We start from the raw sequence: 18773 nt of genomic DNA, 5'->3' as shown, positions 1-18773 counted from the left end.
TGATGAAATCTCTCCGGTCTACGAGGAGATCCTGAGGCAGCAAAACCGTGGAAATTTCGTAGCCCACGACTCAATGACCTACACAAATAACCGCGAGACCATCTCTGGCGGTTACATCCATGAGTGGTACTACGAAGTTCCCGAGGGGGGCTATGGTCACGCCAAGTTGAGCGACGAGCTGAAAGCCGTCTACCAAGCGCAGCTTCCGTACATGATGAACACAAATAATGTGCCCCAGCAGGGCTGGCGTACTGATGATGTACTCATTGCCCTAGGTGATGGTCGCGAGCGCCGTTTGATGCCGCCGGAGCGTATTGAGCGTGCGATGGAGCGCATCGACAAGGTGTACGAGAGCTTCCCGTGGGATGAGGTCACTGCCTCAGACCGCAGGGATATGGTCGCACGCCTGCACGCGATGCTGACAGAGGTTCACCCGTTCTCTCTGTGGTCGCGCGTAGCGGTCGAGGACACTATGACCGTTATCGCTGAGCGCCACGAGGTGAACGTACGCAGTGATTACTCGGGGCGTTCCTACGCTGAGGATGTCCACAAGGCACGGGCCATGCAGGCAGCCGAGCAAAAGATCCTGCGTGCAGAAACGTTTGACCCGCAGCCGATGCTGGACGCATACAGGCGTTTCCACACGCTTGAGCCTGAGGACAGTCGCATCGAGGAAGCCACCGCACGGGCCGTGACGGACATCGAGTGGAGGCAGATTCGGACGTATGAGGAGATCAACGCCGACAGTGCGCGGCTTGCACCACCCCTGCACATCGATATCGACCTTGACAGCCTTGTGTGGCGTGACGTGCCTTTCCCGGAGTTTGACCAGTACACCGCACCGCAGGCAGAGGTAGCTTACGCCGCCCCGTTTGTCTTCCAGACCGTTGCAGAAACTGACTGGTCTACCTTTGAGAACGGCGTGTCTCTCATGGTTTTCGACACCACAACTGGCTATGTCGCGACCAGCACCGAGGATGAGGCTGATCCGTGGCTGGCAGATGTGTTTGGCCGTGAAAAGTGGGAGGCGTTCGTGCGTGCTCGTGGCCACGAGTTCCACACCCCAGCATCCGCAAATGCTGCTCCCGGAAGCCTCGACTTCGGTGACGACATCAACGCCGAAGACACCGAATACAAGGAAGTTCTCGTCATCGACGAGGACGCGCCAATGCTGACGGATTGGTCTCCCGCAGACTTTGAGACCCCGGAGACACAGACAGAAAGCCCCGGCAGTGCCGCCACTGCGTCTGTCGCAACACTCCCGTCTAATGAAGCCGTCGACAGCGACATCGACAGCGATGTCGACGATGCGACAGAAGACGCTCAGGAGGAGGAAGCCCTGTGAGTGCAGCTGAAACTCCCATCGATCCTTTCAGCCTTGACTGGAGAGTCGTACGGCCTAATACGGACGATGCGTACACCGTTGCCGTGCTCCAGGCTCGGACTGAGCGCTATGCCATTGACATCGAAGTTAACGACAACCCGCGTTTTGGGCGACGACTGCTGATTTCTGGCAGGGATACCATCACCCGAGAAGGTGATCAGTCCAATGAGCGTGAGGATAACCCCTGGTTCGCGGAGACGTTTGGCCGTGACCAATGGCGAGCCTTTGTTCACGATCTTGGACGAGAATGGAACACTGCGGCCTATCGTGCCAGTGCTTCCGCAGCCGCTCCTACAGAATCGTTGGACATTATGAACCTGCAGTGGGACACCGTGCCCATTGAGGAAGACCCGAACGACGTCTTCGCTCAGCTGCCCACCACTGATCCTGACCCTGATTACGAAGACAGGTTCCGTGAGACTGCTCGCGTGGGTAAATACCTGTTGGAAAACGATGTTTTCCAGAACTTCGCCGAAGACGAGTTGGGGATTTCCTTCCGCGTGGTCGACACCGAAACCAACGCCAGTTATGCGGCAAGTGAGTTGGCGGGTGACCAATGGCTAGCTGAGACCTTTGGCCGCGACCAATGGCAGGCGTACGTGGCCTCCCGTGCCAAGCACTGGGAAACGGGAACCTACAGTAGCGGATGGTTCAACGACAAGACGTGGAAAGAGGGCTACTTTGCTCCTATCGACCAGCCTAAGGACATGCGTTTTGTCACCGTTAATTTGAGTGACTTCACCGAGCAGCCACTAGTTTCTGAAGAGCCACGCGTTGAGCTGTACCGTGCAGAGCTCGGCGATCTCGTCAATGGTGAGGACACCTTCAACAACGTCACTGGAGAGCTTCGCCTTGAGGTTGAAGACCGTCAGGTCCAGATGCAGCTGACCGTTCTAGACGACGGCCAGCAACGCTCTCAGATAGCAGTCACGCGTCCAGACGCGCTTACCGAAGAGCAACGCGCCGAGGTCGATACGTTCCTTGGCCAGGGTGCTACTGAGCGCCTGTTCCGTGATGCCAAGGACTTCTTGGTCGATAATTTCGACCGCCCGTGGCAAGAACTTCTCGCGTCTATGGACGAGCAGGTGCAGGCCAGCGATGCACAGATTGGGCGTGATGAAGACTATTTTTTTGACGGCACCACCGAGCTAAAAAACAAGCTCGGTGTGCGTGGCGAACAGTGGCGATACATCGAAGGAAATCTCGCCGCACAGCGTGCGCTTGAGCTGCCCGCAGAAGGGTTCGAGTACGAGGCTGCGTGGGATAATCTCGCTGCGACCCACGAGCATCTTTTTCAAGATTGCTACGACTGGGCAGGCCAAGCGCGAGACGTTGAGCTATCTGTTCCCAACCCCTTCGCACCCAGCGGGCGAACCGACTTCTGTCCCGTTGAAGAACTCCCCGCGTGGATCGGTGCGGTCGAAGAGTTGGAGGCGAAGTTGTTCACCACTGAGGATTTTCATGGGCGTGTTCAGCTGCTGGCACAGATGCACACAACTCTGAATTACATCCACCCTTTCCGCGACGGTAACGACCGCACGATCCGTGCATTTATGGAGCAGGAGGCGACCGCCGCGGGAGTGTATCTGGATTGGAGTCAAGCCAGCGAGGAAGTGCTCAACTACGCCTCTGTTGCATCGATGGCCGCACGCAATGGTGTTGACCAGATCCCTTACATGACGATGTACTTCGAGCTTGCTGAAGCGCTCGATTACGAGCCGCACGATGCTGGTTGGTCGCTCATTCCTGAGCTGCAGACTGACCGTGAAACTCCTATTCCGTGGACGCCCGTGGAAGGGGTACAACTGCCGTCGCAGGCCGTGTCTAACGTGGTCGATGACTACGAGGATTGGGATGAGGATTCGGAGGATTTGGCCATCGATTTCGAGGAGGATGACCAGCTGTGATCCGCGTGGAGCTGGACGATTTTCGCCTCAGTTCCCCTGATGTTGCCCTGCCCGGCGTGGTGTTTCACACCGCCCGGGCAGGTGCCGTTAGAGGGGTCAATGGCACCGAGTACACAGACGTTGAAGTCCGCATGAGGGACGGCTGGCTGCCCTCCGGTGAGGAGGGGACCGGAAAGCGTTTAGGTGTGGGGGTGGAGGTCTTTGATGGGGGTAGAAAGATTGCTGAACAAGTCGTTTTCGACCTCGATAACGACCCGTGGCGCACGCCGGAGATGTCGAACATTTTTGGTTCTCTGGGCACCTATCATCTGCTGCGCAAAGCCTTCGATGAGTGGCTACCGCTGTGGGAACAAGCGCGTTCTTTTCTCCCAACACAAGCCTCTACAACCACTGATGAGACGATGGGGCAGCGGTGGGAAAACTACCTCGATCCCGGCACGGGAGAGCTGGCCAACAAACTCGGCATCTACGGCAAAACATGGGCTGCGGTGGAGGCAAACTTGGTTGCCCAACGTGCGTTAGAAGTGCCGGTCGATGGCTTCCGTTTCGAGACCGCGTGGGACAATCTGGCGGCTACTCACGAGCATCTTTTTAAGTACTGCTACGACTGGGCAGGCAAGCCTCGTGAGGTGGATTTAGCCAAACCCAATCCCTTTGCCGACACCGGCTATAGCACCTTCTGCCCGGTCGAGGACATGCCCGAATGGGTCGGTGTTGTCGAAGACATTGAGGCTGATTTGTTCGCCGCAGAAGAGCTAGATCAGAAGGTGGTGTTGCTTGCGCAGATGCACGCGACGCTGAACTATATCCGCCCGTTTAGGGATGGAAACGGGCGGGCAATCCGTGCGTTTATGGAGCAGGAGGCGGCCACGGTGGGAGTGTTTTTGGACTGGTCTTCTGCCGATGCAGAGGTTGTTTCCTTCACCTCTGTTGCCTCTCTTGTCGGGCGAAATGCTGCCGAAGATGCGCCGTTTGTGCACATGTATCGAGAGCTTGCGGAAGACTTGGATTACGCCATAGACGCGCAAGGTTGGGAGCTGCTAGCGCAGGCAGAAGCTGAGCGTACTGGCGGGGCAGAGGTGGCCATGGAGCCTGCCTTCATCGATGCTGTTGGGCCGGAAAACTACGACGAGTATGACGATGATGTAAGCGCGAGTGAGGGGGAAGATTACGAGTTGTAACTGCCCTATTTTCCTTTCCCTGCCGCCGTCCCGCTTGTCGGGATGGCGGCTTTTTCTGCGCTCATCACCGCCCTAGGTTTTCGTGCCGAGCTTGGCCTGTAGAACGGTGGAAGGTGGGGCAAGACCCTTGCGGTCTTGCCCCACCGGATGAGGGGTGTCATGGGCGGCGATGGGAGCGTTTTGTGACTGTTTTCCGCTGTCCCGGTGCCCGCCAGGTTTGGCGGGCACCGCGCTGTGCGGGGGTGGTGTGAGTGGGTTGGAGGCGGCTACATTCCGCCGTCTTCGTGGTGGTTGTGCTCGGCTGTTTCGTCGCGGTTTTCCGTACCCTCGTTGCCACTTTCTGGCGCGTGGGAGTCCTCCTTATCCCCTGATTCTGCCGTCTCAGAGGCTGCAAGATCGGCGATTCGTTTGACCTCTTTTGCCGAGATTCCTAGTGCCTCGTGGAGGAACTTATACGTCAGTCCGGTGCCGTGCAGTTCGGTTAACAGTGGGGACATTTTCTGCTCTAGTTGTGCTCGCTTGTCGAGCAAACTGAGCGCTTCTGCAAGCAGCTCTTCGCGCCTGCGTGCTACTTCCAAAGTGCCGGACAGCGCATCGCGTGCGCGCTGTCTAGAGGACATGTGTCTCGATGAAATCGTGCTCATGTCGCTCACTGTAGCTGGTGCTTGCGCCCCTCGCACTACCCCCGAAAAAATCGGGGGTTTTGACCATACACAGTAGGCACTATTAGTGCGACTGATTTTCTGGGGGTGTAAAGTTGGCGACATGATGTCGCTTCGAGCTGTTCACGCAGGTGCTGGGTACCAGTATCTGCTTCGCTCTGTCGCGACCAACGATGCAGCCGACCCGATGGTCGCTGATGCAGAAGACGGCCAAGCAGGCGAAGCAACGGCCCTGGCGAACTACTACCAAGCCAAGGGCACGCCACCTGGACGGTGGCTCGGTGCTGGGCTAAAAGGCTTCAACCACGACAAGCTCGTCACCGGTGCGCTTGTCGACGAGCAGCAAATGGCAAACTTGTACGGCATGGGTCTGCACCCAGAGGCCTCTGAGATCTGGGATGTTCGGCATGTCTACCGTGATGCACAGCTCGGTCGCGCATTCCCCGTTGCAACCAACAACATTCCGGTGCTTAACGCGCTGCGTGTCGCCGAGAAAAAATTCGTTCGTGACAATCAGCGCACACCGACCGCTGCGGAGCGGTCCGAGATGGCTATTGAGGTTGGTACACCGTTCTACTGTGAGGACACGGGCTACACCTCCCCTGCGGCGAAAGATGTCGTCGCCTGGGTGAACCAGCAGCAGTCGAAGGTGACCCAAGCTGTCAGCTCCTTCGACTTCACGTTTTCGCCGACGAAGTCGGTGAGTGTGCTGTGGGCCTTGTCGGATGAAAAGACGGCCAACGCGATTGCCGCGTGCCACCACGAAGCAGTGGCTGAGGCGATTGCTTGGGCAGAGAAGGAAGTCGCACGCACCAGAGTTGGTGCACAAGGTGTGGCGCAGGTGAAGACTCGTGGTCTCATTGGTGCTGAGTTCACGCACTTCGACACACGCACCGGAGACCCCGACTTGCACTCGCATGTGCTTGTCTCCAACAAGGTGCAAACAGAAGACGGTAGGTGGCTGTCACTGGACAGTCAGGAGATCTTTCACAACCACCAAGCAATCTCTGCTCGCTACGACGCGCTGGTGATGGAAAAACTCTCCCGCAAACTAGGCCTGGAGTTTTACGCATCCGAGCGTGCGGACGCGGTCGAGCCGGTGTGGGAAGTCGCGGGTGTGCCAGAAGATCTCAATGCGCTGTTTTCCTCGCGTAAAGAGCTTGCTCGACCTGTCTTTGAGCAGATGGTTGCCGACTACGTCGAGGCTCACGGCAAACAACCCGACAAGCAGGTGCAGCGCAAGCTGTGGCAGCAGGCCATCTTGGACACTCGTGACGATAAGAAACCTGCCGAGTCATTGGACACTCTGCGCTCTCGCTGGGAGCAGCGCGTGTGTGAGGTTGATGGGGGTGACACGCTGCTTGCTGCAGTGCGCTCTGTCGTCTCTGCCGAGGGTGCGTCCACTGCGCCTGCACCGACTCGTCCGATGTTCGGAGACGATGACGTCGATGAGGCCGCAGCGGTGGTGCTGGCGCGTGTGACAGACAAGCGGGGTATCTTCGGTGAAAACCACGTCCGCACGGCCACTGCAACGCTGCTCAAGGGCTACCGTTTTGCCGACGCTCAAGCGCTCGAAAACGCACTGGAGGCTGTGGTCGCTAAGGTGCTCGGCGATGCTGTGCCACTGGCACCTGCCGAGGTACTCACACTGCCGGAGAAGCTACGTGGTGATGATGGTCGTGGCGTGGACTTCCGCAAGCGCTCTCAGCGCTACACCACCCAGGAGATCCTGGACGCTGAACAGCGCGTGCTCGCTGCGTGCAATGAACCCACCGCCGTGGTTGCCGCTAACGCCTCTGTCGATGCAGCGCTGACCGCACATGCAGAGGCCAATGGATGGTCCCTGAACGAGGGGCAGGAGGCGATGGCTCGCTCGCTGCTGACCTCTGGCGCGTTCGTTGCCTGTGGCGTGGGTCCTGCGGGCACTGGCAAGACGACCTCCATGCAGATCGTCAACCGTGTCTGGCAAGACGAGGGGCGCAAAGTTATCGGCCTTGCACCGAGCGCTAAGGCCGCATCGATTTTGGGTGAAGAAATCGGCGTTGAAGCCACCACGATTGATTCGCTGACGTTCGTTTGGCGGGGTAGTCACCCGAACAAGCCCGCACGCGATGTTTCAGCACTCCCGGTCGACATTCAGCCCGGAGACATGCTGCTTGTGGACGAGGCTGGCATGGCCAGCACTCAGAACCTCGCCGCACTGGTGGAAATTGCTGAAGCTACCGGCGCTGTGGTGCGCATGATCGGCGACCCCTATCAGCTTCGTGCTGTGGGTGCTGGTGGAGTCTTTGGCCACGCTTGCAGGCAGACCAACGCGGTGGAGCTGACGCACGTCATGCGTTTCGATAAAGGCCGCGACCTTGAGCAGGCAGATGCTTCGCTGAAACTGCGTAAAGGTGACTACAGCGGTCTGGACTACTACTTCACGCACAAAAGGGTGAGTTCCGGCACTCGCGAAGACCAGCTCGAAACCATCGTGGAAGACTTCTTCACTGACAGGGACTTGGGCCGCCGCAGTCTGATGATCGCGAACACCAACGCGGACGTTGACCGGCTTAACGAGATGGTGCGCAACCGGCTCATTGCTGACGGGGTGGTCTCCGCAGACTCAGCTGAAACGGTGACTGCCGGACGTGGCCAGGAAGTCAGCGTTGGTGATGTCGTCATTGCTCGGAAAAACCAGACGTTTTTCACCCGCTCCAAGGGTCGCCGCGTTGCTATCGGCAAGGTGCTCAATGGGCAAATGTTCCGAATCGTCGCCACCCGTGCCGACGGCAGCCTGGACGTGGCCGACACTGTGACTGGAAAGCGGATGCTGCTGCCTGCCGACTATGTTGCAGAAAACATCCACCTGGGCTACGCCGCGACCGTGCATCGCGCACAGGGGGCCACCGTGGATGTTTGCCGCAGCCTGGTGGACACCTCCATGAACCGTGCGGGCCTCTACGTCGCCATGACCCGAGGCAAGAAAGAGAACCACGCTTACTGCGTCACCGACAACCCATTCGACTTCGATGCCGAGGACGCGCACTTCCACATGGCAGGTGTCGATCCCGAGCGGGATGCAATGGACATCCTGCGCCATGTACTGGCGAACACTCAGGGTGGCGAGACCGCGACCGAGATTCGCGCGTCTGAGCGCGCTCAGGTGGTCTCACGCACCCGTGTGGAGGCCTTGTATGGGTTTGCTGCCGAAGAGGCGCACAGGGCGCTTGCCGAGGCCGTTGCGGACGACATCATCGACCGCTTGCCGCCAGAGGTCGGTGTGCGGCTGGATGCGGAAGAGCGTGGGCGCGAAAAGCTCATCGCAGCACTCGCTATCAACAGTGCCGCCGGTGGGCAGATCCGCGACATTGCCGACGAGGTCGTCAATGTCCGCGAGTGGGATTCTGCCGACAGCATTGGTGGGGTGCTCAGCTACCGCATCGAACAGGCCACCGGCGTGAAGACCCAGTCGCCGCGCAGCATCGCAACCCCTCCCCAGCGGTGGGTTGGCGAAGATGTCGAGCTGTGTAACTGGCTGCGTGACACCTTTGTTCATTTGAGTGTGGAGACCAAGGCACAGCCCGCGCCTGAGTTCGTCTCCGGCTCTGTCGTTAAGGGTGCGCTGCTGGAAGGTGCCCACGCCCGCAACCGGAAGATCGAAAATGTGCGTTTCATCAACTGTGACCTGACTGATTTCGACTTCTCAGGCTGCAATATGCGTCATGTGACGTTTGAGGGGTGTGTGCTGGATAGGGCACGTTTCGTCGATGGGACACTTCTTGACGTGCAATTCGTTGAGTGCGTCGCAGTCGAGTCCAACTTCGATGGCGCAACCCTTGGCGCACTACCCGATTCACACGAGGCAGAGGACGTGACGGCTGATGCTGTGTTGCTCCTCGGCTCCTGCTTCGATCGTGCCCGTTTTATGTGGGGCAAGCTCCAGCTCGTCATCGCCCAAAAGATCAGCGCAATTGCCGCACGATTCAATTCGCGTGATGTGGCGTACCTCAACTTCACAGATTGCTGTCTGCAGGAAACGGAGCTTGTCGTCAACCGTGGCTGCGTGGTGGAAATGAAAGACTGCACACCTGCCGCAGAAGTGACCTACGCACAGCCCACCGCCGTCTCTCAAGATCCTACCGAGGTCTTTACTTCGGCTTCGGTCAGCGAAGACTACGACGAGTGGGACGGGGATGTCCTCGAAGACGCGGATGACTACGAGCTGTAGCCCAAGCACCAGGTCTTCAGATGCTTTTAATAAAGACCGACTAGTCGACGAGCATCCCTTAAGTCTCGCAGACCAGGCCAGGCTAGTTATGGCTAAGCTCTGCGCCACCGATTATTTCAGTTTGAGAGTTCACCTTTTGAATGAATTGCTCACGGTTAACGATTGCTCGCTTATGCGTAGCGGCCCCCATCAACACCGCGCCCGACTGGGTGAACACTGACACTTCCCAACAAACAACGTTTTTAGTTCGAGAAGTTACAACCGCTACAACTTCAAGAGCGGTTCCCACTGTACAAGGCGCCGTGTGAGTGAGGTTGGCCTCGATACCTACGCTCATTTGATCAACGCTAAGCTCCGGACTCAGATGCTCGATGCACGCCAGCTCCATTACTGCAAGCAAACAACCTGTAGTAAAGACCTCCGGCATGCACCCAAACGCCTCTTCGCCCGGGAGGATAGCCGGGATCGTATGATCAGGCGTTACAGTAAACCGTCGTATATTTTTTTGACCAATTTCAAGACCCATAAATTCCCACTTCCTTATATTTACCCAAAGCAAACTTACTGAGTTGGGCTAAATTCACACTCTCAGTTCCAGCCGGAGCCATAGTCTGGATGACATCAGACAACCTTGTGACATGGCCCGCTGCCGCGCTTCCACCGCGTGCACCCATGATGGAAATGCAGGCCAATATACCAGATATGGCATGATTGACCGTGGAAGCTTTCGCCGCCAAGATCAGATCTTCCTCCGGCTCTCCACAGTCAATGCTGTGAGCTGCGCTGAAGCAAAGAGCGCGAGACTCACTGATACAGCGTTGCACTTCGCCGATGAGGCCGCGAATCGCTCCTATCTGCTCCAGCTGTTTGGCCCTGCCGGTATCGCTGCTGAGATAATTTTGAGTTTCGTCCCAACTTCTAAGTAGCGCACCGTAGGCGACTGCTGCAAGATTCAGCTTCCCAAACAACGTGATAGATCGGTGAGCTAATTGCAGTCCCTTGTTGCCGAGTAGTACATGCTCCGCAGGCACCCTCACGTTGTTGAAACGGATTCCACCCACATTGAAATGCTTGAGTCCGTCTAAATCGTCCACAGCCCCCGTTTCAACCCCTGCGCTACGACTGGGAACAATTACCCCTGTATGCCGCAGCGCTGACCGGTCAGAAGATGCCCTTTTCGCGATTACACCGTGTACGGTACCCACATGTGCATTGGCGATGAACTGCTTAGAACCTGTAAGAACGTACCCCTCATCTAGCGCGGGAGAAAGAGTTGTTTCAAGCGAACCTATTCGTGCACCTGATTTTGGCTCTGTAATGCAGATTGTGGCAATTTCCTCACCTGTAGCCAGTTTGGGAAGCCACATCTCCCGCAATTGCTCAGACGCAGAGAGAAACATCCCAGTTCCGAGCGTAACGGATTGCAGTATCGCTCCGGCACTAGTATCACGTCGAGACATATCAGCAATAGCCTCAAATCTATCCCAGTGCCCGAGACCCAATCCGCCATAACGGCTTGGGATATTGATTCCATACAGACCCGTGGGTGCGACATTGGCATGCCATCGAGAAAAGTAGTCTATCGGAGCTTCCTGCTCCCCAGGTAGGGGAAAGTTAACACTGTGCATAATTCTGCACCTTCCTCATGTAAACCTTGAACGCGAACAAAGTGACAACAGAAACTAGACCCAACCCGAGCAACACATGTCCGACACCTAGGCTGTTTGTCGCTAAGGGCGCCGCTGCAGTCATCAGATACCCGAAAACGTAGTAGAGGGAAATGGCTGTTGATTGGCGCTGGTCACTCGCTACATGGCTGGCAACTGATAGAGATCCCCGGAAGCCTAGCCCTTGGCCTACTCCGACAAGCACCGTTGCGCCCCACAGTAATGACGCAAATCCAAGTGCAGATGCAATCCCACAGATAATTAATCCGCAGGCCATGCTCAATAAGCCCACAGTAGCCAGCCGCGATGGATTCTGCCGCAGTGTGAACCATTGCGCCAACGCCGAGCTACCCAGCATTAAAGAAGCAAGCGCTGCTATGTAGATCTGAGAGTTTCTTTGCCCCCCCAAGGTTAAAGGAACAACACTTTGCCACAGCCCATTAGCACCGTATGCCCAGCCGATAATGGCCGAGCAAACAATAAACAGCTTCAAGCTAGCATTACTCGGGAAAAATTGCCCTTTCGCAACCGGCCTAATGTTTTGGCGCGAATCGCTCGCGGTGTCGGGAAACCTTAGAAGAAAAAATCCGACAACTGCAAGTAAGGCCAAATGGATTACAAATGGAATACGTAGCTCATACGGCAAGCATCTCGCAGCTACCGCCGATGCCAACGGCCCTACGGCCAGCCCGCCTGAAGTCACTAGAGCGCTTATCGCAGCCCCCTCCTTTTTGCCACTCAAATCCCCAAGGGCCGCCGTGAAGGCACCTGTACAAATACCGACGGATATTCCGCTGATAAGTCGTGCGGGATACAGGTATGCAGCATTGGTAGCAGCTAAAAATAAGGCACTAGAAAACATAGACAACAGCAGGGAAGAGACCATGACCTTCTTACGGCCAAGTCGATCAGCAAGGTGGCCAAGGAACAGCAGGCTCACGAGCACGCCAACAACGTACATGGAAAAAATTACCGTTGTCATCTCTCGCGTGAGACCCCATTGGCTCTCGTACGTCGCATATAGCCCAGAGGGGAGGGTGCTGCCGATAACGACTTGAAACATGGCCAGCGCGACCACCATGCGAGGACGGTCCGGGGTTTTAACTGCCAGTCTTTTCATGTGACGAGCATAACATCTTTGCTTTTGCTTGGATGGGTTTTCATCACGGCAGCCACATTATTCCTGGTAGAGAAGGTTTAACTGACGCCCTGGTGTCTAGGCACCTGTGCACCTTGGTTCACACTAGGGTCAGGTGCCAATGCGCGTTGCCGCCTTGTCGCCGTGGCCTCTTGGTGCCATGTGTCGGGCGGGCGAAGAAAACCCCTCAACCCAACGTGGTGGGTTGAGGGGATCTCCTTTTCCCTGATGCTTACAGGGTTGTTTGGTCGCTGTCTTCGACCGTCATCTCGTAGTCGTAGCTGTCCACATCGACAGGCCCGTCGATGCTGTCGGCCAGGTCATCGCTAGGCGAGATATCCGACAGGTCTACTGCGTTGGCATAGGCTGCCACCGTCTCGTGGTCGGCACCTGCGATGATGAGGTCGTCGAGCTGTTCGTTACTCGTCATCATGGTGGGGTTGGCATCGCGCCAGGGGTCTTCATCGACAAGATCGAGCGCTTCGCCCAACCCATTGAGGATGTTATCGGCGGCCCCAACAGCGCTTAGGCGCGCCAGCGCTTGGCGAACACCTAGCGGTTCTGCGGCATCTGCCGCGTCGTCGGCTCCTAATTCCCCCTCACCATCGCGGACAATGCTGGCTGTCTCGGGCAAGCCTCGGCGCTCAAACTCCTCAGCGAAGAACCGGCCATCATCGTCTGGGTAGTCCAGACTGTGGCGAACCGCTTCTGCCACCAAGGCACCAAGTGCCATGTGTGTCAGCAGATTCGGCCCTGCTGGGTAGGGGCGCTGCACGACCACGACCCGAGGCCGCTGTCGCGCGACGTGGAGGGCGCGGGCGAGCCTGCGCGCGGTCTGTTTATCTCTCGTGCTCATGATCTATGCCTCCTGCTTGGGGACTCGAACAACTGCCGTTTTCATCTGTGCCGTGGGTAGCGGCTGCATCGGAACGTCGTCACGCTTGCAGTCAGAGAACACACCTTCGGGCTTCATCAGCCTGTCCATGTGATAGTCGGCGTGCCTGTGGTAGAAGGTCTCACGGAAGCTGAACGGATCATCGACACGGAGCTTCTCAAACTTCCGCCACAGCGCGTCCAGCCGACGGACTGCTTCGGGGTGGCGGTACCAAATGGCCGACCAGTTGGGGACGCGCCCGAGGGATTGTCCGTAGGTGGAGACCAGCTCGCACATCACGAAGTCGAACATCGACGGATACATCGGTGCAGGAATCTCCGCACCTGCTGCACCCTCGGGTATCAGCTCAAAAGCATCCACCACCGGTGGCCGCGCGCGGCGTGGCTGTGCTGGCTGTGGTTGTTCACCTGGAGGTGCAGCTGTGGTGTCCTGCGCTGGTTCAGCAGCAGATGGGCGGATGCGCGGCTTTCGTTTTCTGGTGCTGCGCGTCAGATCCGTGCGGCGTGGGCGTGGCTCGGATGGTTCCTCAGTCGTCTTTTCTACGGCCAGTCTGAGAATCTGTGTTCGGTCGATGCCTTTGATCACCTGTCGGCCATCGGGGGTTGTTTCAATCTCCATGCTGCCCTTGTCCTTTCTCCTGTTTCCTGTTGTCCCTGACCGCTTTGATGAGTTCCTCCACCGTTTGGTGTCGTCGGCGAAGTTCCTTCGAGCGGTTCAGTAGCTCTTGCCAGCGTTGTGAGTCAATCCCTGGCGGAGTTCGGCGGTCATGTGTGCTCATCGCGCACCGTTCGCCTATTTCAGCCCTGGCAGGGCTGCTTTGATGTCCTCGCTCCAATAGGTGCGTTCCCAGAACGGCTCCAGCTGGGCAATCAGTGGCCTACGCTTTGCTGCAAAAACCACCGCTCGGTTATCACCTAGAGAGGCCAGCTCCGCGACGGTGAGGATCTTCTTCTCTCGTGTGGAGCGAGACACCGAGCGGTTGCCCTGGGAGATGGACACGCTTTCTGTCCATTCCTCGAAGTCGCCGATAAGTGCCTCCATCTTCTGCAGCATCTTCTCGTCCCTCACACCACCGCCGTAGAGCAAGATGGCCGAGGCCGACCAGAGGGCTTCCATACCCTCCTCACCCCACACCGAGACTCCTTGTGCGTAGGACTGCAGGATGGTCATGAGGATGATCGAACGAGAGCCGTAGTGGGAGTACAGGCGTGGCAGCTGCGGCCAGCGCACGACGTTGGCTGCCTCATCCAGGGGAGCCACCAGTGGCACAGGCAAACGCCCACCGTTGGCTTCTCCGTAGGCCTCTGCCGACTTCATCACAGCAGCAGTCAGCGCCGTAGTCAGTGCAGCCGCATTATCCGCCCCCTCCTTAGACAGGATGTAGAGCGTGTCGTGCGCAGATCGCACGAATGCGTCCGGGTCGAACTTCCGTGCCCCCTCCGTGGGAGTAATCCAGCGAGCAGCCTCCCTACGCCCCAAGGGCATCGCAATCTGCGAGGCCTGAGAGAAGAAGCCCGAGCGCGTCTTCTCGGTGGTGTTGTACTGCCCTTGCAACGCTTCGGCCTGCATCGACCAACCGTGCTGTTCCAGCAATCGCACCGGGGTGCGGTCGGAATCGTCGTTGACCCATTTGAATACGTCCGTGATAGGGCGATTGTCCACGGCAGCCGCCAGGAAGAGGCGCGACAGCAGGTCTGTGGCCTGGTTCGCGAAGAACGCATCGCCGCCGGAGTTCTCCCCCTGGGAGGCGCACTTAAAGATGTCTGCCAGCTCGGTAGCTGCAGCATCCATGGTGGCCTCTTCGCGGCGCACCAAGTCCAACGGGTCGTAGAACCAGGGTTCTTGCTCGAAGCCGTAGGCGATCCGCTGCGGGTCGAAGGCGTACACCGTTCCCCGCGGACCGGTAATGCCGATGGTCTCGTCGATGATGTCACGCTTGTTAGAGGTCGTGAGTACCGGCCCTGGTGCATCCACGATGGCCGGGATGACCTGGGAGGTCGTTTTACCCATACGTGGGCCAAAGATCACCAGGTAGAGGTCTTCCCAGGTGGAATACAGTCCCGTGGTGGTGCCAGGAACTTTGCCCATGCGCAGACCGGGGTAATCCGGCGCCAGCTCCGCTGGCAGCCACTTCGCGGCCTTGGCTGCCGCCGCGTCCTTGCTTAGCGACTTGATGTCGCTTAACGAGGCCAGATGTTTGGCTGCCGTGTCCACCACAGGCTTCGGCTTGGCAGTTCGCTGGAGTGCGACGATGATCGCAGCCGATGCGGCGATGGCTGCAATAGCAATCGAGGTGACAATCGCCGGGGTAGTGAAGTCGAGTTTTCCGGCAGCCACCATGAACAGCACCTGCATGGGATTAGCCGGAATCTCTTCCGGCACACCTGTGATGGCGCGCGAGACCCGCACACCGACGTTGACGGCCACCACTGCCAGAAACACTAACCCGAGGATGAAGAACCCCAGGATGGTGCGTGGGTCTGCGACTGATTTGCCCGCGTTGCGGGCATTTGTGCGTCCTCCCTGTTTACTCATCGTCGACCACGAGCACCAGCTCTTCCAGATCGTTGTCCTGCCAGCGCTTGTAGCCAGGCTCGCCAGCCATGACCACCGCACGGTCGTCCTCCTGGTCGACCACGACATCGACGACCACGCCTAGACGTGCGCCAGCCGCTGCGAGCTGGTCCTCATCCAGGTGTGGGCAGGTGGTAGTCAGTTCCAGCCTGCCGGTCTCCTCCCCTGCGGCAGCAAGCGCCTTGGAGGCCAGCCACACGGCCTTGTCGGCCACTGACTGCTCAGCGGTGATGACATCACCGGCGACTCGGATGCGGTCGTCATCGAAGAAGTTGCCGTACCAAATCGCATCGCGGTCCTCGCTGACAATGGCAAAAGCTGCCTTGTCGTCTTGCTCCACTGCCGCCGCCCACAGGTAGACAGTTGGTGCATCATCAGCGATGTCTGCCAGCGCTTCGGCTTTCTCCGCGTCGCGTGCGGCGAACGTTTCCTCTCGCAGCTGGTCGTAGTTGACGCCGATGCGCTTCAAGCTGTGCTTGAACTTGCCGAAGTCCGGCCCGTTGTCCCAGCCCTGCTCTTTCGCAAAGGTTTTCAAGACCTCGTGGTCTTCTGCCGCTTTCAGGGTGGTCTTGTGTTCGGCGATGATGGAGTCGATCTCCGCCCAGCGCTCTTTATCTTTAGCTGACAGTGCCATGTGAAAACCCCTTTCAAGGGTCGGTCGGTCGATATTGGCACTGCACAGACTGAAGGGTCTTGCGAATCCTCGCAAGACCCTTCACACAGTCGCCATCCCTACCTAGAACACCCCGAAGTGCTCGTCCGGCGGGTACTCCAGGTTGATCATGTACCACGCACCGTCCTCGCCCTGTTCCATGAGCGCACGCATGGGAAACGGTGCCATTCCAATGCTGGTCGCAGACTCAGTGACCACGAACTGGCGCACAGTGCAGTCCACCCAGACTTGGGTTTTGCTGACCTGTTCGATCTTGTTGTCGCACTCGGAGGTGCCCAGGATGTGCTCACCGCTGCGTGCCCAGGCTTGCCAGCGTTCAGAGGGGATTTGGCCGCGCCAACCTTCACCGGGGTTGAGCAGGTTTTCTTTCAACTCTCCTGCCATGTAGCGGGAGGCAAAGCGGACGTTTGCATCGTGCTTGGTGGCGTCGATGGACGGTTGGAAGTCCCACACCGCAGCGGTGGCTTGCTGCGCTGCGGGGATGAGTTCCTTGCTGGGTGCTAGGGGGTCTTCGTCTCCGTGGAGGTGGTCGCGGGCTTCTGAATGATCATGGCCGTGGTCGTGGGTTTCGTGGTGGCTGTCTCGGTAGGCCTGCACGCCCCAGGCCACGCCACCGGCCAGTACGAGTGCTGCCAGCACTGCCACGAGGAGTTTTAAGGCCTTGGTGGTTGTTGTTTCCATGTTGTTCGCCTCCTTTGTCGCGTTTCGGGGTTATTTCACTGCTTGTTGGTACTTTTCCAGGTTGCCGCTGATGATGCGCACATAGTCCTGGGTCTCCTGGATGTTCGGCATCCCTCCCGCTTCGAGCACACCGTTGGGGCCACGGTTGTAGCTGGCGAGGACTGCTTCCTGCAGGCTATTGAAGCCTGTCAACCTGCCTGACTCGTAGGGTTCGCGCATCTGGTCGGCAAGGTCACACATGAAGTGTGCTTGTGCCATGACCGCGTCACCAGGGCTGTTCGGGTCACCTGCCCCGGCAGGGCCTGTGGGGTTGCCGTCATCATCAACTGGATAGCCGTAGCTTCTCCAGGTGGGTTCGATGAACTGGGCGTAGCCCATGGCACCTGCAGTACTGACCGCACCTTTTTGGAAGCCGGATTCCTGCTGCATCTGGGCTGCTAGCAGAGGTGCGTCAATTTCTGGGCAGACCTGTGCGCCGAGTTGGAACCAGCGGACGAACTCCTCCGGCACACTTCCAGGCTCCAGTTCGTGGTCATGATGATGCCCGCCGTGAGAGGCACAGCCATTGCCACCAACGGTGTAGCCTGTGCCGTCGCCTGCATCGTCTTCGACCATGTAGACCGGCTCGTCACCAGTAGCGAACGGCGACTCGTGGAAGGTGATGTGAACGTGGTTGAAGTGGTTTTCGTTCGGGTTTCCTCGGTCGGGCATCTTGTTGGCCTCACCCTCTGAGGGGATGTAGGTCTGCTGCCAGATCATGTACTTGATGTTCAGCTCATGGCGGTGCGCGAAGAACCAGTCTTTGATTTCGGTGCCGTGTTCTTGGCCACCATCGGTTTCGTAGTGGTCGATCATGATGTCGATGGCGAAGCCGCCGGGGTGGTCGGGGTAGATCTTATCGGGGCGTACACCGCCAATGCCGTAGCCCTTCGCCTTATTGATGTAGTGGTGGAACTTTGCGGCTGCGATGCGCATACCGCGCTTGGTGTCGATACGCAGCCCGCCTTCTCCGGCAGGTACGCCGAACTCGCGGGGATGCGGTAGCTCGTCACCAGGGCCAATCGCTGGGACGTCTCCGGTAAACCCTTCCACCGCAGACGGTGTTTCAACCCAGTTTTCGTCGTCGATTTCAGCCACCGCGATGCCATCACCTGCATCAATGCTGACGTGCTCACGGTCGCTACCCCCCTGAGGCTGATTGCTCACGTCACCGCCCTTGGCTTTTTCCAGCCATGCAGTCGGGTCAATACCGCCAGTCGAGGAAGTCCAGGTGCCGGGGTGTACTTCGAAGTGCAGGTGTGCACCAAAAGACTGGCCTGCGTTGCCTTCGTCGGCGATGTGGTCGCCTGCGCGTACTTGCTGGCCAGGGGCGACGTGTACGTGTCCTGGTTCGATGTGGCCGTAGACGGTGGCGAATTGCTGGCCGTCTTTGTTGTGGTCGATGACCACCCAGCCGCCGAAGCCGTCGACACCAGAGTCTTGGGCGTATTTCACCACTCCGTCGGCGTAGGCGTAGATGGGTGTGCCGTGGGGGCCGCCGAGGTCGATGCCATAGTGGAAGCCGCCATCACGAGGGCCATAGCCAGAGGTGATAGGGGCTGACGGGTCAATCGGGTAGGCCAGGCCCTCAGAGTTCACCGGTGCGGATGCCGCAGACCCGCGTGAGCGGGAGCCTGCGGGCTTTTCGCACTTGTCCTCGCCACTACCGAGCACCACAACAAACAGCACGAGGAACAACACCAAGGCCAGCAGGAACACCCAGAGTTTCCTCCGCGCACCACTAAAAAACGGCATGAGG

General features: G+C 58.2%; 14 protein-coding genes. 4 read left to right on the top strand and 10 right to left on the bottom strand.

The window, feature by feature from the left end; genetic code table 11:
• Positions 1 to 73 precede the first annotated feature (73 nt).
• Genes CAQU_RS03130 through CAQU_RS03120 form a run of 3 tightly spaced genes read left to right on the top strand, consistent with a single transcriptional unit; the run spans position 74 to position 4472 of the window.
• Positions 74 to 1345 carry a hypothetical protein gene (locus CAQU_RS03130; RefSeq protein WP_157108878.1) on the top strand — a complete coding sequence of 424 codons (1272 nt, stop codon included), beginning with the start codon at positions 74 to 76 and terminating at the stop codon, positions 1343 to 1345.
• Positions 1342 to 3291 (top strand): Fic/DOC family protein, encoded by a 1950-nt coding sequence (locus tag CAQU_RS03125; protein WP_075725147.1) that lies wholly within the window; start codon positions 1342 to 1344, stop codon positions 3289 to 3291. Before CAQU_RS03130 ends, CAQU_RS03125 begins: the two co-directional genes overlap by 4 nt.
• Positions 3288 to 4472: a Fic family protein gene (locus CAQU_RS03120; RefSeq protein ID WP_075725145.1), complete on the top strand. Its 1185-nt coding sequence runs from the start codon at positions 3288 to 3290 to the stop codon at positions 4470 to 4472. Before CAQU_RS03125 ends, CAQU_RS03120 begins: the two co-directional genes overlap by 4 nt.
• 266 nt (positions 4473 to 4738) lie before the next feature.
• Here CAQU_RS03120 and CAQU_RS03115 read toward each other — a convergent pair whose 3' ends face one another.
• Positions 4739 to 5092, bottom strand: coding sequence for a hypothetical protein (locus CAQU_RS03115; RefSeq protein ID WP_075725143.1), 354 nt, complete (start codon positions 5090 to 5092; stop codon positions 4739 to 4741).
• 145 nt (positions 5093 to 5237) lie between these two features.
• On the opposite strand from CAQU_RS03115, the gene mobF reads away from it, so the two are divergent.
• The gene (gene mobF, locus CAQU_RS03110; RefSeq protein ID WP_075725141.1) at positions 5238 to 9347 is read left to right on the top strand and encodes a MobF family relaxase; all 4110 of its coding nucleotides are present in this window, start codon (positions 5238 to 5240) and stop codon (positions 9345 to 9347) included.
• An 82-nt stretch (positions 9348 to 9429) separates the two neighbouring features.
• Here the strand turns inward: mobF and CAQU_RS03105 are convergent, their stop codons facing one another.
• The 9 genes from CAQU_RS03105 to CAQU_RS03065 all read right to left on the bottom strand — a co-directional run bounded on the left by CAQU_RS03105 (position 9430) and on the right by CAQU_RS03065 (position 18769).
• Positions 9430 to 9873 carry a thioesterase family protein gene (locus CAQU_RS03105; protein ID WP_075725139.1) on the bottom strand — a complete coding sequence of 148 codons (444 nt, stop codon included), beginning with the start codon at positions 9871 to 9873 and terminating at the stop codon, positions 9430 to 9432.
• Positions 9863 to 10975, bottom strand: coding sequence for an acyl-CoA dehydrogenase family protein (locus tag CAQU_RS03100; protein WP_075725137.1), 1113 nt, complete (start codon positions 10973 to 10975; stop codon positions 9863 to 9865). Before CAQU_RS03100 ends, CAQU_RS03105 begins: the two co-directional genes overlap by 11 nt.
• Positions 10962 to 12134 (bottom strand): MFS transporter, encoded by a 1173-nt coding sequence (locus CAQU_RS03095; RefSeq protein ID WP_075725135.1) that lies wholly within the window; start codon positions 12132 to 12134, stop codon positions 10962 to 10964. Before CAQU_RS03095 ends, CAQU_RS03100 begins: the two co-directional genes overlap by 14 nt.
• A 250-nt stretch (positions 12135 to 12384) precedes the next feature.
• Positions 12385 to 13008 carry a hypothetical protein gene (locus CAQU_RS03090; protein WP_157108877.1) on the bottom strand — a complete coding sequence of 208 codons (624 nt, stop codon included), beginning with the start codon at positions 13006 to 13008 and terminating at the stop codon, positions 12385 to 12387.
• A gap of 3 nt (positions 13009 to 13011) precedes the next feature.
• On the bottom strand, positions 13012 to 13665 hold the full coding sequence (locus tag CAQU_RS12355; RefSeq protein WP_084562745.1) for a DUF4913 domain-containing protein: 654 nt from the start codon (positions 13663 to 13665) through the stop codon (positions 13012 to 13014).
• A 174-nt stretch (positions 13666 to 13839) separates the two neighbouring features.
• Positions 13840 to 15582 (bottom strand): type IV secretory system conjugative DNA transfer family protein, encoded by a 1743-nt coding sequence (locus CAQU_RS03080; protein ID WP_075725129.1) that lies wholly within the window; start codon positions 15580 to 15582, stop codon positions 13840 to 13842.
• Positions 15575 to 16255, bottom strand: coding sequence for a hypothetical protein (locus CAQU_RS03075; RefSeq protein ID WP_075725127.1), 681 nt, complete (start codon positions 16253 to 16255; stop codon positions 15575 to 15577). The genes CAQU_RS03080 and CAQU_RS03075 overlap by 8 nt, the downstream gene beginning before the upstream one ends.
• A 102-nt stretch (positions 16256 to 16357) precedes the next feature.
• Positions 16358 to 16975 carry a hypothetical protein gene (locus CAQU_RS03070; RefSeq protein ID WP_075725125.1) on the bottom strand — a complete coding sequence of 206 codons (618 nt, stop codon included), beginning with the start codon at positions 16973 to 16975 and terminating at the stop codon, positions 16358 to 16360.
• Between the two features lie 30 nt (positions 16976 to 17005).
• Positions 17006 to 18769: a M23 family metallopeptidase gene (locus CAQU_RS03065; RefSeq protein WP_075725123.1), complete on the bottom strand. Its 1764-nt coding sequence runs from the start codon at positions 18767 to 18769 to the stop codon at positions 17006 to 17008.
• Positions 18770 to 18773: the final 4 nt, after the last annotated feature.

The organism is Corynebacterium aquilae DSM 44791 (assembly GCF_001941445.1).
In the GTDB taxonomy this organism is placed as follows: Bacteria; Actinomycetota; Actinomycetes; order Mycobacteriales; family Mycobacteriaceae; genus Corynebacterium; species Corynebacterium aquilae.
Note: the sequence above shows the minus strand (reverse complement) of the source record. Positions and strands in the feature narration are given on the sequence as shown.

What these genes read in the sequence shown, in the direction of transcription:
- CAQU_RS03130 (WP_157108878.1), top strand. Translation starts at nt 74, where the DNA reads ATGACCTACACAAATAACCGCGAGACCATCTCTGGCGGTTACATCCAT.
- CAQU_RS03115 (WP_075725143.1), bottom strand. Translation starts at nt 5,092, where the DNA reads ATGTCCTCTAGACAGCGCGCACGCGATGCGCTGTCCGGCACTTTGGAA.
- mobF (WP_075725141.1), top strand. Translation starts at nt 5,238, where the DNA reads ATGATGTCGCTTCGAGCTGTTCACGCAGGTGCTGGGTACCAGTATCTG.
- CAQU_RS03105 (WP_075725139.1), bottom strand. Translation starts at nt 9,873, where the DNA reads ATGGGTCTTGAAATTGGTCAAAAAAATATACGACGGTTTACTGTAACG.
- CAQU_RS03100 (WP_075725137.1), bottom strand. Translation starts at nt 10,975, where the DNA reads ATGCACAGTGTTAACTTTCCCCTACCTGGGGAGCAGGAAGCTCCGATA.
- CAQU_RS03095 (WP_075725135.1), bottom strand. Translation starts at nt 12,134, where the DNA reads ATGAAAAGACTGGCAGTTAAAACCCCGGACCGTCCTCGCATGGTGGTC.
- CAQU_RS03090 (WP_157108877.1), bottom strand. Translation starts at nt 13,008, where the DNA reads ATGAGCACGAGAGATAAACAGACCGCGCGCAGGCTCGCCCGCGCCCTC.
- CAQU_RS12355 (WP_084562745.1), bottom strand. Translation starts at nt 13,665, where the DNA reads ATGGAGATTGAAACAACCCCCGATGGCCGACAGGTGATCAAAGGCATC.
- CAQU_RS03080 (WP_075725129.1), bottom strand. Translation starts at nt 15,582, where the DNA reads ATGAGTAAACAGGGAGGACGCACAAATGCCCGCAACGCGGGCAAATCA.
- CAQU_RS03075 (WP_075725127.1), bottom strand. Translation starts at nt 16,255, where the DNA reads ATGGCACTGTCAGCTAAAGATAAAGAGCGCTGGGCGGAGATCGACTCC.
- CAQU_RS03070 (WP_075725125.1), bottom strand. Translation starts at nt 16,975, where the DNA reads ATGGAAACAACAACCACCAAGGCCTTAAAACTCCTCGTGGCAGTGCTG.
- CAQU_RS03065 (WP_075725123.1), bottom strand. Translation starts at nt 18,769, where the DNA reads ATGCCGTTTTTTAGTGGTGCGCGGAGGAAACTCTGGGTGTTCCTGCTG.